12 protein-coding genes, 2 tRNA genes and 1 pseudogene are annotated in these 13436 nt (G+C 60.6%); 8 read left to right on the top strand and 7 right to left on the bottom strand.

Annotated features, from left to right (window positions below; translation table 11 throughout):
* Window positions 1-50 precede the first annotated feature (50 nt).
* From MAMT_RS05265 to MAMT_RS05255, 3 genes are all read left to right on the top strand, one after another.
* Window positions 51-1424 carry an MFS transporter gene (locus MAMT_RS05265; protein ID WP_142659949.1) on the top strand — a complete coding sequence of 458 codons (1374 nt, stop codon included), beginning with the start codon at window positions 51-53 and terminating at the stop codon, window positions 1422-1424.
* 260 nt (window positions 1425-1684) lie between these two features.
* Entirely contained in the window at window positions 1685-2974 is a 1290-nt protein-coding gene (locus tag MAMT_RS05260; protein WP_142659948.1) for an MFS transporter, read from the top strand.
* A gap of 97 nt (window positions 2975-3071) precedes the next feature.
* The gene (locus tag MAMT_RS05255) at window positions 3072-4478 is read left to right on the top strand and encodes a hypothetical protein (protein WP_142659947.1); all 1407 of its coding nucleotides are present in this window, start codon (window positions 3072-3074) and stop codon (window positions 4476-4478) included.
* Window positions 4479-4523: 45 nt separating this feature from the next.
* On the opposite strand, the gene MAMT_RS05250 is transcribed toward MAMT_RS05255, so the two are convergent.
* The 3 genes from MAMT_RS05250 to MAMT_RS05240 all read right to left on the bottom strand — a co-directional run bounded on the left by MAMT_RS05250 (window position 4524) and on the right by MAMT_RS05240 (window position 6020).
* Window positions 4524-4610 (bottom strand) — tRNA-Ser (locus tag MAMT_RS05250).
* A gap of 16 nt (window positions 4611-4626) precedes the next feature.
* On the bottom strand, window positions 4627-5085 hold the full coding sequence (locus tag MAMT_RS05245; protein ID WP_178086930.1) for a PTS sugar transporter subunit IIA: 459 nt from the start codon (window positions 5083-5085) through the stop codon (window positions 4627-4629).
* Complete coding sequence (locus MAMT_RS05240) at window positions 5082-6020, bottom strand: NAD(+)/NADH kinase (RefSeq protein WP_246186537.1); 939 nt, start codon at window positions 6018-6020, stop codon at window positions 5082-5084. Before MAMT_RS05240 ends, MAMT_RS05245 begins: the two co-directional genes overlap by 4 nt.
* A gap of 933 nt (window positions 6021-6953) precedes the next feature.
* On the opposite strand from MAMT_RS05240, the gene MAMT_RS05235 reads away from it, so the two are divergent.
* Genes MAMT_RS05235 through MAMT_RS05220 form a run of 4 tightly spaced genes read left to right on the top strand, consistent with a single transcriptional unit; the run spans window position 6954 to window position 9426 of the window.
* The gene (locus tag MAMT_RS05235; protein WP_142659945.1) at window positions 6954-8069 is read left to right on the top strand and encodes an AAA family ATPase; all 1116 of its coding nucleotides are present in this window, start codon (window positions 6954-6956) and stop codon (window positions 8067-8069) included.
* Window positions 8066-8332: a hypothetical protein gene (locus MAMT_RS05230; RefSeq protein ID WP_142659944.1), complete on the top strand. Its 267-nt coding sequence runs from the start codon at window positions 8066-8068 to the stop codon at window positions 8330-8332. The genes MAMT_RS05235 and MAMT_RS05230 overlap by 4 nt, the downstream gene beginning before the upstream one ends.
* Window positions 8329-8619, top strand: a complete 291-nt coding sequence (locus MAMT_RS05225) for a hypothetical protein (protein ID WP_142659943.1) — start codon at window positions 8329-8331, stop codon at window positions 8617-8619. Before MAMT_RS05230 ends, MAMT_RS05225 begins: the two co-directional genes overlap by 4 nt.
* 57 nt (window positions 8620-8676) lie before the next feature.
* Window positions 8677-9426 (top strand): hypothetical protein, encoded by a 750-nt coding sequence (locus MAMT_RS05220; RefSeq protein ID WP_178086929.1) that lies wholly within the window; start codon window positions 8677-8679, stop codon window positions 9424-9426.
* A 149-nt stretch (window positions 9427-9575) separates the two neighbouring features.
* Here the strand turns inward: MAMT_RS05220 and MAMT_RS05215 are convergent.
* The 3 genes and pseudogenes from MAMT_RS05215 to MAMT_RS05205 all read right to left on the bottom strand — a co-directional run.
* Window positions 9576-9845, bottom strand: a pseudogene (locus MAMT_RS05215) (recombinase family protein); the annotation flags it as partial.
* A 7-nt stretch (window positions 9846-9852) separates the two neighbouring features.
* Window positions 9853-10770: a restriction endonuclease gene (locus tag MAMT_RS05210; protein ID WP_142659941.1), complete on the bottom strand. Its 918-nt coding sequence runs from the start codon at window positions 10768-10770 to the stop codon at window positions 9853-9855.
* Between the two features lie 377 nt (window positions 10771-11147).
* Window positions 11148-11219: transfer RNA gene (locus MAMT_RS05205), tRNA-Thr, on the bottom strand.
* 139 nt (window positions 11220-11358) lie between these two features.
* Here MAMT_RS05205 and MAMT_RS05200 point away from each other — a divergent pair.
* Complete coding sequence (locus MAMT_RS05200) at window positions 11359-11967, top strand: tetratricopeptide repeat protein (RefSeq protein ID WP_178086928.1); 609 nt, start codon at window positions 11359-11361, stop codon at window positions 11965-11967.
* A gap of 45 nt (window positions 11968-12012) precedes the next feature.
* Here MAMT_RS05200 and MAMT_RS05195 read toward each other — a convergent pair whose 3' ends face one another.
* A complete protein-coding gene (locus MAMT_RS05195) occupies window positions 12013-13257 on the bottom strand; it encodes an aspartate kinase (RefSeq protein WP_142659939.1) in 1245 nt (414 codons plus the stop codon).
* Window positions 13258-13436 lie beyond the last annotated feature (179 nt).

Raw genomic sequence — 13436 nt, 5'->3', positions numbered from 1 at the left:
TTTTCTCGGCATCTCCCGGGTCGCCAGCGTGCTATGGTATCCTTCGCCTCATGGTGAGCTGGCTCAAAGTCCGCCGTCCACAACCGATCCCCGGCAAGACTTCATCCCCTTCGGAAGGAGATCCTTCTTCTCCACCGAGCAGTTCCGCCGGTTCACCGCCGGCAGGGAACTGGGAGCGACTCGCCTGGAGCTGCTTTGACATTGGCAGCTCGTCCTTCACGACCGTCATCGTCGATCTGGTGTTCGCCCTCTATTTCGTTCGCGTCATTTGCGCCCATCGAGTCGATGGCACCTGGCTGTGGACCCTGGTTCTCTTCGTCTCCCAGCTGGTTGTCGCCTTCTCTTCCCCGATGATCGGTGCGATGGCGGATGTCCTGGGCAGAAAAAAGCGAATGCTCTTCTTCGCCTATGCCGTCTGCATCCTCTCCGCCTTGAGCTTGGCGCGCATGGGGGAAGGAGATGTCTGGCCAAGCCTGATCGCCTTTGCCATCACCAATATTTCGTTCTCGTTTGCGGACAATCTTATGGCCGGCTTTTTGCCGGAGATCACCAGCTTCGATTCCCTCGGCCGCCTCTCCGGCTGGGCCCGTTCTTTGGGAAACTTGGGGAGCTTGGCCAACCTGCTGTTGGTTTCTCCTCTGCTTGCCTCGGGATTCACCGTCTCCAACGCAAACCGCATCCAGCTCGCCTTGGCCCTGACGATCGCCATCTACGCCCTGGCGGGACTTCCCGCTCTTTTTCTCTTGCGGGAACGAACCGAAGCCCTCACGGGCAATCTTTGGCAGGCTTGTCGACATGCTGCTCGACGCTTGGGAGACTCGGTGCCGGACGTAGTACGCCCCGGCGCATTGCGGACCTTTTTTCTCTCTTCACTTCTCTGCGGGGCCGGGGCAACCGTCGTGATGGTTGTGGTCGCGATCTACGCCCAGATGGCGATCGGGATGGCGGATACCGAACAGGTCTTGGTCCTGCTCGCTGTCCAGGGCGGAGCGTGCTTCGGAGCTCTTTTTCTCGGCAAAATCAAGGATTGGCTTGGGTCCGCCCGCGCCCTGCAACTGGTCGTGCTCGTCTGGACGATCGCCTCGATCGCTCTGGTGTGCGTTCACTCGAAACCGCTCTTCTGGGCAACGGCCTTCCTCGTTGGATTTGGCAACGGTTCCCTTTTCTCGGTCAGCCGTGCCGTCATGGGGCTCCTCTCTCCTTCCGAATCGCGGGCGCAATACTACGGACTCTGGTTCGTCACAGGAAGGGTCGCGGCCGCGATCGGGCCGCTGCTCTTCGGCGAGCTCTTCCAAGTAACCCACTCCTATCAAATTCCCATGGTCATCCCCTTGGTCTGCTTCGCGCTCGGCTTTTTGTTCCTGCTGGCGCTGCCGCCGGATGGCAGACCGAGAGCCGCTTCCCGCCCACCCGCGCTGCCTTGACAGGGTGCGCGGATCGCGGTTAGCTCTGGGGATGGCTTCTACTGTCTGGGAAGCACCGAGGCATATCCATCCATGACGAACCCGCTTTTTCCGGATCGTCTCTCTTTCCTGAAATCTCGGCCTTCCAACCACGGATCGCTGATCGAAGCGCCCCTTTCCACCGCCTTCGGGTCATCCCCTCAAAGGGCGGTCTCCTCTCTTCGAAAAACGGCTGCAGACGGCTCTCGGATCCATCGCGTCTCTGCCTGAAATAATCCTCCATGCCTCTTTCCGAGAAGGTCCTCTCTCCCCAACCGCACCCGACGTCTCCTAGAAAAAGTGAAAAGATCGCTTGGTCGTTCTTCGATTTCGCGAATACCGCCTTCAACACGCTGATCGTTGATCTGGTGTTCGGCACCTACTTCCTTCGCATCATTTGTGCGCACCGAACCGACGCAACATGGCTCTTTGGTTGCGCCCTGTTCTTTTGCCAGACCCTGGTCGGGGTCCTCTCTCCCCTTCTCGGCGCTCTCGTCGATGTTACCGGAAAAAAGAAACGGATCCTCTCGATCTCGTACATCGTCTGCATCGTCGCCACCGCCAGCCTTGCCGCCATGGGCGAAGGGGATGTCTGGATGAGCCTGGCGGCGTTCATGGCAGCATCGATCGGCTACGCGTTTGCCGAAAATCTCACCGCGAGCTTTCTTCCCGAACTCGCTTCGTCGCAGGAGATCGGGAGGCTTTCGGGACTGGCGAGGGCGCTCGGCAATGTCGGAGGCTTCTTGAGCGTGGCTGCGATCTATCCGCTCATGAGCCCCGGATTCACGCTTGCCAACTCCGGCGCCATTCGGCTGATTTTTCTCCTGACAGCCGCCATTTACGGCGCGGGCGGCCTTCCGACGCTTCTTTTCGTGCGAGAACGGGGCCATCCCACCCAGCAGGATTGGAAAGGCGCCATGGAAAGCTCTCTCGGTCGTCTTTCCCACACCTTTTCCAAGCTGCGCGACGAGCCTCGCCTCCGCCTCTTCTTCAGTGCGTTCCTCCTGTACAGCACCGGAGCATCGATGGTGCTGGCCATGGGCGCTCTGTATGGACAAATGCAGATCGGATTGGCCGGCCGGGAGCCGGTCTTCCTCCTTCTGGCCATTCAGACCGGGGGCTGCCTCGGTGCCATCCTCTTCGGCTTCATCGAAGATTGGCTCGGATCCAAGAAGACCTTGCAGCTGATTGTCTCGATCTGGTTCTTGGGGATGGGCGGCTTTTACTTCGTGCAGGAGAAGCTGGCGTTTTACGCGGTCTGCGCTGTCCTGGGAATGGGGGCCGGCTCCCTCCACGCGGTGAGCCGCGCCGTGGTGGGGATTCTGGCTCCCAAGAATGAGCATGCCGAATACTTTGGATTGTGGGGACTTTTCGGCCGCGTCGCCGCCGGATCGGGCCCCCTTCTCTTCGGCCTTCTTTCGCAGAGCCTCCATTCTTTCCATACGCCCATGCTCGCTGCGTTCGTCTTTTTTGCCGTAAGCCTCGGTCTGCTTTCCGCCTTGCCGAAATTGCTCCCGCAACGGATAGAGTAGGAAACGTCCGTCGACTCCATTCCCTGGCGCCGAGGACTCCTCGTCCCGTTCGCCGTCGGTCGGAAGTCGCACAAGGGATGCAGCGGGAAAGATTCCGATGATCCATACGATCATGGCCTGGATCGGCCGAGGGCTTTTCTGGATCATGGTTTCGTGGATCTTCCCGATCGAGCTTTTGACTTGCCGGAAACTCGGCGAGCGATACGCCGGCAGTCGGCGGGCACTCTTCTCCCTCATCCTGCTCCTTGCCCTGACCCTGGGAACGGCCCTCCGCCAATCTTGGCGGGAGGCCTTTCCCGTCTTTCTCTTTGCCGGTTTGGCCGGAGTCGCCTACGCACTTCACCGGATCCAGGCCGGAAGCCGCGGGCCCCAAGAGATTCCCCAAAACCCATGGAGTCTGGGCATTCCACCCTGGCCCTTCCGAAATTCTCCGCGGATGTTCTGGCTCGTGGTCCAACCCTCCTTGGCTCTGACGTTGGGCCTAGCCAGCTTGCGGATCTCCCGGACCCTCTGCCTCTACTTCGTCCTTGCTGCCCCGCTGCTCTGGATCTTCCGGAGGCTCTCTGGCCCCCTTCTCCCGCTCGAGGCGCAGCCGTTCCGATCCGTCGCCACGGATGCTTCGCCACCGGATTCCGAGAAAAGGGCAAAGCTCTTCTCCCCGTTTCCTCTTTGGCCGAGAGAAGAGCAAAAGCTCCCGCAGCCATCGTCTAGCCTAGGGCCCGCGGCACCCCCCCTCGAAGGGGGTAGCCGATCCCAGACGGCCTCGCGCTCGCGTTTCGGGCCAATCGACGTCCTGCTCCTTCTTGCCGCCGCGGGGACAGGCCTCCTCTCCGGTGTCCTCATCCTAAAATATCGGATGGGCTCTCCGGACGGCCCGTCGAGCGAGCTCTTTTCCTCCTGCGTCCGTACCGAGCAGGTACGCTTGGCAACCCTCATCCCCAGCGGCTGGCGTCTTCCTCTCCTCGGAGAAGAGAAAGAGCTCGCCTGGTCCGAGGAGACTCTTCGCCGCTTAAGCCGGCAAAACGACTCGGCCCTTCTTCCCGCAATGATCCGCTCTTGGACGGGAGACACGGTCTATTTGGTCTCGGGCGACTTCATTCCGCGCGCAGCCGTTGCCGTGCGCTTCCCCGTCCCGGGGATCGTCGTGGAATGGACTGCCTGGCCGCCCCACCGGACGAACACGGTCGTCTGCCTTTACGTTCAGACCCGACCGGAAGCGGCGGCAGAGCTGCAGCGAACTCTGGAGGGTCTGCGACAGCTCCCTCTCTTCCATTTCGAAAGGCAATCCAGGCTTGTTCCCTTCGATCTCACGCGCGCAGGAAAGCAGATCATCCTGCATTGCATCAGCCCTCGCTCCTTCGCCTTCCGCATCGGCGATTTTGAACTCTCCCAGGAGCTTTCCGACTCAGGAACGCCTCGCACGAAAAACGCCCGCAAGCCGAATGCCGCCGAACGCACAAGTCAGCCGGACCCGCTTCGGAAAGCAGTCCGTCCGGGAACGTGATCTTCCGGTGCCTCGGTGGGAGGCAGAGACGGAGCGTCGGGAGTGCGGACAGGGTGGGATTTGAACCCACGGTGGAGTTTCCCCCACGCTCGATTTCGAGTCGAGTGCCTTCAACCGCTCAGCCACCTGTCCGAAGGTCTCCGTTTATTTACACTTTCTGCTCTGCGGCCGCAATCAGGGAGACAAATTCGGCTGCGTCCTTTACGTGGAGAAGCTTCCCTCGGGAAGGCGCCTCTTGGACGATACGAGCAAGAGCTCCCACGGCAATCAGATATTCGGTATGAAACTGTTTGGGCACGCCGATGAGGAAAACGAGCTTCACCGGAGGCTGACCCTCCTGGGCGACGATTCCCTCCCTGCTTCTTCCCGCCGCAAGGACGAGACTGTTCACATGAGCGCTCCTCACGTGAGGAAACCCCACTTCGCCATCGAACCAGAACTGTCCGCTGCCCTGGACGAGGAGCAGCTCTTCGAGAAAGGCGGGAAAGTCAGCGATTTCCGGTGCTTCGCGCAAAAGCTCGGCAACCTCCCGGTTGGCCTCGGCCCAGGTTCGAGCGCGCAGATTCAGAGAGACTCTTTCGGGCTTGATCAATTCGCCTAGCTTCACGTTCGTCCTCCGTCCGCCTCGCTTCGCTTTTCCGATGTCGGCATGCTTGCTCCGCTCCAACGAAGCTTCTGCCGCAGAATTTGAAAGAAGTCTCGACCGGCAAGAAACGCCAGCGTCACCTGGTGCGCGGCGGCACGGATCTCGATCCAGTCGCCGCAGTGCAAAATCCCGCTCGACTCGCCGTCGAACTCCAATCGGACCGGAGCCGCTCGTTCCGGCACCGTCATCCGGACATGGGAGTCCGCGGAAAAGACGAGGCTGCGATTCGTCAGAGTATGAGGGCAAAGAGGGGTCAGCGTAAAGACTTGAGCCTCGGGAACAACGATCGGCCCGCCCGCCGAAAGCGCATAGGCGGTCGACCCTGTAGGGGTTGCCACCACGACGCCGTCGGCTTGAAACTCCGTGACGAGGAAATCCCCCGCATGAACATCGATCCGAGCCATCCGGGAAGAACTCCCCCGAAACAAGACCACATCGTTGAGCACGGAGGGAATTCGGATCTCCTTGCCCCGGAGCGATCCTCGCACTTCCAGCGCCAGTCGTGGACTGTGGCGCAATCGGCCGGAAGCCAAATCCGGCAACGCTTGGAGAATTTCCTCCCGAGTCACTGCCGTCAGAAATCCCAAGCCGCCAATGTTGACACCGAGGATCGGCACCGGATTCGGATACACCTCATGCACGACGCGCAGCAGGGAACCGTCCCCTCCCGCCACGATCAGGAGATCGACTTCGCCCACCAAGCCGGCCAGATCCCTACCCTCTGTCCCCGCCAGTCTCGCGGTCTGCTCTTCCCAAACAAAGGAGAACCCATGCTTTGCGGAAAAGAGCTGCATCTCCCGGACCAGGGTCCGAGCACCCGGCTTCCTCGTATTGGCGATTACACCGATCCGCAGCATCTGCTTCCTACCCGACTCGACTCCGGGATTTCGATGCACAGGTTCTCTTTTGCGCTGAGCGGCCCAAAAAGGCCTTCTTTCCCCCTCGCTCTCTGCCAGCTCTTGACTGCAGGAGAACCATCGTCAGCGTCTTCTTTTCCTTCCCGACGACCCCGTCGCAACCGAGATCGACCAGCGGAAACGAAGTCCTTCCGACTCGTCTCATCCTCCACGACTTCTGCGGCGACATGGGTTTTCGCGGCAGTTACGGGATTCAACGCAACCGTAAAGGAAACCCCAACGCGCTTGCAACCTCGCCCTGCTTTCCGAACGCCTGAGCATGGCTCATGCACCAGGGAAAGCAAGCCACTCTTCCTCCCCATGCACCATTTGCGCTCCGTATTGCGCGGTTGCTTGCTCGACGAAATCCGGCAGCAACTCCTTGACGGTCTTTCCTCAGCGTGGCGGCATTGACCCTGAGCTTGGTGCTCTGCTCGGCGCTCCAATCGAAGTCGCGGCTTTGTCTTTTCCGCCCTTCTCGTTGAGCCCCGTAATCACCTGCCCGCTGCGTGGTCTCGTATTACGAGCAATAAGTCAGCACAAGAGTTCTGCATCCTTTGGGGGGAATGGCGATTTACCTACGGGACTACGGCAACCTGCCCGAGGCCCAGGAGGGCGTAGACGACTACTTCTGATTCTCCATTAGGGAGCCGACTGTATCAGGGGCTTGATTCTCGGACACCCTTGGAGTTATGCAAAGACACCCCAAGAACGAGCCGGGAGGAGACTGGCAACGGCTGGTACTTCCAGCTCTTCTCGCCTCAAAGTAGGGAAAAAAGACACCCAAAATATCAGTCTAAAAACCGCTTCCATTGGTCGGACGCGTGGGGAGCGCCTCATCTTGATGCGGCCCGAATCGGCGCATCATTCGTTCCGACTGCACGACATGGAGATGGAACAGGCGAACGAACCATTCGTGCCCAAAGAGACCGGATGATCCAAAACCTCGTAAAGCGGCGCAAGGTCTCCGTCTTCCTGTGGCTGCTCGTTCTTACGGCGGTCGGGTCGGTTATCTCCGCGGTCGATCAGAATCTCGTCTGGTATTTGCTCCTCGGCGATGTCGGGGTGATCGCTTGGCGGCTGGCGACCATCCAGTCCAGGATCAACCCGATCCCGGAGGCCTCCGTGGATCCGCAGGACCCGGGAACGCCTCCCGCCTACCAGCCTCCGCCCTCGCCCAGGCCGCGATCGACATTCCGGCCACTACGCGTGGATCCGGTCGGATCCAGTTTGAGCGCCCAAGGCGCGCTGGATGAGCTCGACAGAATGGTCGGCCTGGCGGCGGTGAAACGGGAGCTCAACAAGATCATGGCGAGCGCCCAGGTCGAGCAGCGCCGGCGGGCCAGCGGCCTCTCGGTCTCGCCCGTGAGTAGGCACATGGTCTTCACCGGACCGCCCGGCGTCGGCAAGACGGTCGTCGCCCGGACCCTCGGAGCGATCTACCGGGATCTCGGGGTCTTGCCTCGCGGCCACGTGATCGAGACCGACCGGAGCGGTCTGGTCGCCGAGTATATCGGCCAGACCGCCCAGAAGACCAAGGACCGGATCAACGAAGCGATGGGCGGGATCCTCTTCATCGACGAGGCCTACACGCTGGCAGCGGGAAGGGCCGTTCAGGGAGACTTCGGCCAGGAGGCGATCGACACCCTTCTCAAGGCGATGGAGGACTATCGGGAACGGCTGGTCGTGATCGTGGCTGGCTATCCCGCCCAGATAGGTCAGTTCCTTTCGTCCAATCCGGGCTTAGCGTCCCGGTTCCCGAAGACGATCCCCTTTCCGGCCTACACGGCCGACGAGCTCCTGGAGATTCTCAAGAGGATGCTTAAGAAGGAGCAGCTACGCTTCGTCGGCGACCAGGCTCGGATGGACTCCATGATCCTAAACTGGCTAACGTCAAGGTCGCGCGATCCCGGCTTCGGGAACGCCAGAGAAGTCCGCACCCTCGTCGAGAGAATCCGCGAGGCGCAGGCCGTCCGCCTCGCCAACGATCCCTCAGGCGACCTGCAAGCCGTCACCGACAGCGATATCCAGGAAGCGCTCGAAATATGACGAAAGCACGGAAACATTTGGACGACCGTCGCCGCAACATTGCGCAACAATCCTGGCTCATGCTGTTTGTCGCTCTCTGTTCTCCCTCTGGATATGGCCTGGGCAACCTGCTTTTCCCGTTATCGGATTCGCCCTTCAATCCTGCGGTACATCTTCCGCCGTGGATGAGCGACATTCGACCAGCGACGCCTTCGCCAGGAGACTTGTCGCCAAGGAGGACCTATGTCGAACGGATCCAGGACCTCGAGGAGATCGCCACATGAACCAAGGTATCATGCAATGGCTGCTCGGCCTTCATCGCGCCGCCTGGGCCGCCGACGGACTGTACCGTTTGGCGATCCTGGCGTTTCCGGTCCTCGTCGGAGTCGCCCTCGCATCGACGCACCACCCGGTCCACGTAGGGACTTCCACCTCGCCGACGGTCGGCTCGCAGGCCTCCACGCCACCCGCACCCGCGCCTCCTGCCAAGTCGATCAAGATCCGCCCGGAGCAGCCACTGCCGCCGAGCGTGCCAAAGGAGGATCGGGGCTACCATTCGCCTTTCGACTAAATCACCGAAATGCACGCCGTTAAAACAATGCTCTTATGCGCCGCCGCCATAATCACCGTGTGTCCGTCGGCCGCCCAGGCGGAGGATCCCCAGGAGGCGGCCTTGTGGCAATCGGCCTCCCAGGGAGCCGTCTCCCAACTCCAGATTTACCTCCGGCAGTATCCGGGCGGCGCACACGCCACCGCGGCCCGGAGCGCGCTCGTGCCACTCCAGGCGTCCCAATCCTCCGCGACGCCGCAAGCCTCTACTCCGATGCAAGCGAGACAACCGGCACGGCAGGCGGGCTGGATGATCGAAGTCCGCGCATACCACCAACAGCAGCAGGACCCCCTTACTCCCGCTCCTTACGCGCCCTGGGTGGTGGATCCCGCCGCGCTCGCTCTCCGGCCGATGCCGGGTCCTCGATTCGATCTCAGAGCCATCGGGCGCTCCGTAAGAGGAGCCGGAGCCATGCCCGCCGTTGCAGGGTCGGCGAAATGGGCGGTCCGGCAGGCTGGTCGGTCAAGCATCGGTGCCCGCTGCCGCTGGAACCGGACATTCGTGGTGTCATTCTCGTTGCGCGTAAACGGCAACCGGATTCTCGACCGGAGCGTCGGTCAGGTGGGCTTGCCGAGCAGCGGAGAGGAGACTTTCGGGGCGACCGTCGAGCTCGAACCTGGCGTCTATGACGTAGCCTGGACTTTCGAAGCTCAACCTCCCTGGGCCACCTACGCCATCAGCGACGAGGACGCCTCCTTGGAGATTCTAACCGGAGCGCCGGGAGAGGCCCTGGCCGCTCCCACTCCCGGAGAGTTCTTCCACCAATAAAAAACGGCTCTTCGCTGTGCGGAGTGGGTGGAGGGGAAGATCGGCTGGCGCGCGGGCCTGGCGGACTTGCGTCAACATCTGCAGCAGACTGCTTGGCGGCTTGACTGCTGAAGCATGCCCTGGGCGCGCTCGGCGTTGGCCTTGGCTTGCTCGCGCAAGAACCGGCTGAATGAGTGGACGATCACCACGTCGAAGGAAGCGGGCTTCGACGTGCCCGCATCGATCATGCGCTGAAACTCGGGGCGACGGTCGTTGGTCGCCGCCGCCCCCGGCTCCACATAAGTTTCAACCAGCTCGTAGCCGCACGAGGCGCAATAGGTTTTGCCCTGGCGCTTCTGGTCTCGGATAGAGACATCGTGCTCGGCCTGCCGCGCTAGCGAGACGGGCAAGTAAAGGGCGGCGCGCAAGGGCGTGGTCATCGCTTGCTCATTCCTCGCTGAAGAAGTCTTCATCGAGTCGCTTAAATTCGATCACACGATTCGATCGAACGCCCACAGAGTGCTCGATCATTAGCTCGGTCAACCGTCTCCCGTCGATCAGGATCACACGTTGAGGTATGTGGGAAGCAAACTCTACCGCTTGGGCCGAGAACGTCGATGTTGTCACGAACACCCCCTTGCTGGCGCCAAGACCTACCAAGCTTCCTACGAACGCCTGCACCTCTGGCCGCCCGACGGACGAACCTTGTCCGTAGCGTTTGGCCTGGACATAGACGCGATCAAGACCGAGCAGGTCCTCGTTGACAACACCGTCGACCCCACCGTCGCCGCTCCTGCCAAGCTGTGTCGTCACATTGCGACGTGATCCGCCGTAGCCCATCGCAACCAATAGATCGACAATAAGGCTCTCGAAAAATGTAGGGCTGTTTTGAAGAATACGATCAAGAAGCTCAGCTCGAAGTGCGGCTTGAGTCGCCCTGTAAGCCGCTTCAACGACCTCATCTGGTGTTGAGGTGGGCTGAGCAGTCGGCAGCGTTATTTCCGTGGCTTCTTTTGCTTGATTGTTGTGGTAGAATTCACGGAAAGCCGGGACGGTAAGCAGGAACTGCTTATCAAGCCGCGCTGGCGGGTTCGAAAGAAGTTTTCGTCCGGTTACGGTTAAAACAAACCGGCCTCGGCGTGGGCTCTCAAGGAAACCGGCCTTAGTTAGATAGAATTGCGCCCAGTGCAAACGGTTGTGCAGGACGCGCTGCTTGCCACTCGGCAAAAGCTCCTCGCGTTCAGCTTGGCTCAGCCCAAATCGGGCCGAGATGTCGGCTTCAGCGAGTGGAACAGAGGTCTCGCCCTTGGCGACGACTTCAAGTAGCGGAAGCATCAGGGATTGGTAATCAGGTATTCCGCTCATGCCACCCCTGCATCAAAGATACTCCCATCGCGCGCCAGGCGCGCTCTCAAATTATCAGCACTGCCCAAACAGCTCATCGAACAGGTCATCGGAGCATTGCTCGAATACCTCAACCTCCGCGTCGGTGACGGGCACGTGCTCTGGCCAGTCGCCGGTGACGGTCCAAGTCGAGAGGTCAGGCTTGCATCCACCAAGCTCTCTCTCTCGCGTTCCGTGCCGTTCTTACCCCTGGCCGTGCATACGGTTTGCGTATGGACTTAAGCGGTACGAATAGAGATTACGGGAGAGCGTAAGAAAGGTGCAGGCATGGCGTGATAAGGCGAGTTACGCTGCGCTACCCAGAGGAATTTATTTCCGTAAGTCGCTTTGAATCTGGGAGCCGCTTAAGGGATTCGAACCCTTGACCCACGCTTTACGAAAGCGTTGCTCTACCTCTGAGCTAAAGCGGCAACGCCCGATGGAGGCAGAAAATACGACTATGCGGCAGAGAAGCCGTGTTTCGCAACTCGAATGTCTTCTCGGGTCAGCGGCCGGCCGGAAACTTCGCGCTTGTCAGGCGGAGTCCGGCCGGGCTTCATAGGCATCGCCATGCCAAATGAGCGACTTGCCTTTTCCCCGATGGATCCGGGCAATCGGGGGAGTGTCCTGCCCTTGGCCGCCCTTCTCCTGTTGATAGGGCTCATCGCCGCCGCAATCGGGACGTTCGCTTGGCAGAAACATGCGCGGCGGGTGCGGTGGGAGGAAGTGGCCTCAAGCTACGCCAGAACGTCGAACGCCTCCGAGCGTCTGACGTTGATTGAACGTCACCGCGACGTGCCGCAGAGCGCCCTTTGGCTTCTTCAAACCGCTTCCGGACAGTTTCAAGAAGGAGCCTACGGCGAAGCGACGAAGAGTTTTCTGCTTTTCGTTGACTACTTCCCGAAACATCCCCTTCGGCCTGCTGCTCTTTTGGGAGCGGCAGTAGCGGCGGAAGCGCAGGGGAAACAGGAAGATGCCGTCCGCTCCTACCGCGCGGTTATTGCCGAGCAGTCGGCCGATCCGTATCGACTCGTGGCGGAAATCAACCTCGCCCGGTTGGAGATCGGGCAGAAGCAGTACGCTCCCGCAAAAACGCTTTTGGAAGAGATCCATCGGCGGAGACCCGTCAACCGCTTTGAGGGAGAGGTTCAAGAGCTTCGCGACCGATTGCCGCCGTAATCGAACGACGTTCTTCGAGCTTTGCGACCCCCTAGTCCCAAACGCTCAACCGGCCTTTTTCGCCTCCGGCAGCGCCGCTCCCGCCAGGCCGAAGGCTTCGTGCACCGTGCGAACCGCTTTTTCCGCCGATTGTTCGTCGATTACGACGGAAATCTTGATCTCGCTCGTGGAGATCATCTGGACGTTCACCCCGGCATCGGCGAGAGCCTGAAAGAGGCGTGCCGCGACTCCGCTGTGGGATCGCATCCCGATTCCGACGACGGAAAGCTTGGCGACTCCCTCTTGCGCTCGAGGAGGAGCCGCCCGCAGTTCCTGCGCGGCCGGCTCGATGATGCGCAGGGCTCGAGAGAGGCTGTCCCGGTTCACCGTGAAGGTAATATCCGTCAGACCCCGGTCCGAAACGTTCTGCACAATCATGTCGACCGAAACGCCATGATCGGCGATCGACGAAAAGATCTTGGCGGCCACCCCGGGGTGGTCCGGTACCGCCGGAATGGTCAGTTTTGCTTGATTCCGTTCGAGGCTGATCCCTCGAACGACGACATCTTCCATCGATTTTGTTTCTGCTTTCACAATCGTTCCCTGGGCGTCGGAAAAACTCGATCGCACTTCGAAGACGACCCGGAACTTCTTCGCGAATTCGACCGAGCGGCTCTGCATGACCTTGGATCCCGATGCCGCCATTTCGAGCATCTCGTCATAGCTGATCTCGTCCAGCTTCGCGGCATTCGGAACCATACGGGGATCCGCCGTGTAGACCCCGTCGACATCGGTGTAGATCTCGCAGAGATCGGCTTTGAGCACGGCTGCCAAAGCGATCGCCGTCAAGTCGGATCCTCCCCGTCCCAGAGTCGTAATGCTCCCCTGAAGATCCTGCCCTTGGAAACCCGCCACGACGACGACGGCTCCCTCGTCGAGAAAGCGGTGGATCTTTTTGGGACCGATATTGAGAATGCGGGCGCGCGTGTGCGATCCGTCCGTGACGATCCCCGCTTGCGCTCCTGTCAGGGGCACGGCGCGGGTCTTCTTCGCATGGAGGGCCATTGCAAGAAGAGCGGTCGTCGTCTGTTCCCCCGTAGCCAGGAGGAGATCGAGCTCGCGTCCCATCGGGTCGGGATGGACTTGACGCGCCAATCGTAAAAGGGAATCCGTTACTCCGGACATCGCCGAGACGACGACGACGAGTTGGTCTCCTCGCTCATGGCGACGAGCAATGCGCCTGGCTACCCGATCGATGCATGGGACGTCCCCGACCGACGTCCCGCCATACTTCTGGACCACGAGTGCCATATTGACGCGTCAGTGCGCTCGCCGGGTCCGGCAAGCCGAAGGAGAATATTTATAGGTCACCGATCGCGACTCTTCCCTTGCGTCAAGGGAGGATACGCGGAATCCGGCCGATAGGCAATGCGAAGGAGAGCTCGCCTGCAAGGGCATAGGAGGAAAAAAGAAGCGGCACGGAATTCCGT

This window comes from Methylacidimicrobium tartarophylax (genome assembly GCF_902143375.2).
Lineage (GTDB): Bacteria > Verrucomicrobiota > Verrucomicrobiia > Methylacidiphilales > Methylacidiphilaceae > Methylacidimicrobium > Methylacidimicrobium tartarophylax.
The sequence above is the reverse complement of the archived record's forward strand: the minus strand, read 5'-3'. Positions and strand labels throughout refer to the sequence as shown.

Coding starts and splice junctions, on each gene's coding strand:
- MAMT_RS05265 (WP_142659949.1), top strand. CDS start 51: ATGGTGAGCTGGCTCAAAGTCCGCCGTCCACAACCGATCCCCGGCAAG.
- MAMT_RS05260 (WP_142659948.1), top strand. CDS start 1,685: ATGCCTCTTTCCGAGAAGGTCCTCTCTCCCCAACCGCACCCGACGTCT.
- MAMT_RS05255 (WP_142659947.1), top strand. CDS start 3,072: ATGATCCATACGATCATGGCCTGGATCGGCCGAGGGCTTTTCTGGATC.
- MAMT_RS05235 (WP_142659945.1), top strand. CDS start 6,954: ATGATCCAAAACCTCGTAAAGCGGCGCAAGGTCTCCGTCTTCCTGTGG.
- MAMT_RS05230 (WP_142659944.1), top strand. CDS start 8,066: ATGACGAAAGCACGGAAACATTTGGACGACCGTCGCCGCAACATTGCG.
- MAMT_RS05225 (WP_142659943.1), top strand. CDS start 8,329: ATGAACCAAGGTATCATGCAATGGCTGCTCGGCCTTCATCGCGCCGCC.
- MAMT_RS05210 (WP_142659941.1), bottom strand. CDS start 10,770: ATGAGCGGAATACCTGATTACCAATCCCTGATGCTTCCGCTACTTGAA.
- MAMT_RS05200 (WP_178086928.1), top strand. CDS start 11,359: ATGCCAAATGAGCGACTTGCCTTTTCCCCGATGGATCCGGGCAATCGG.
- MAMT_RS05195 (WP_142659939.1), bottom strand. CDS start 13,257: ATGGCACTCGTGGTCCAGAAGTATGGCGGGACGTCGGTCGGGGACGTC.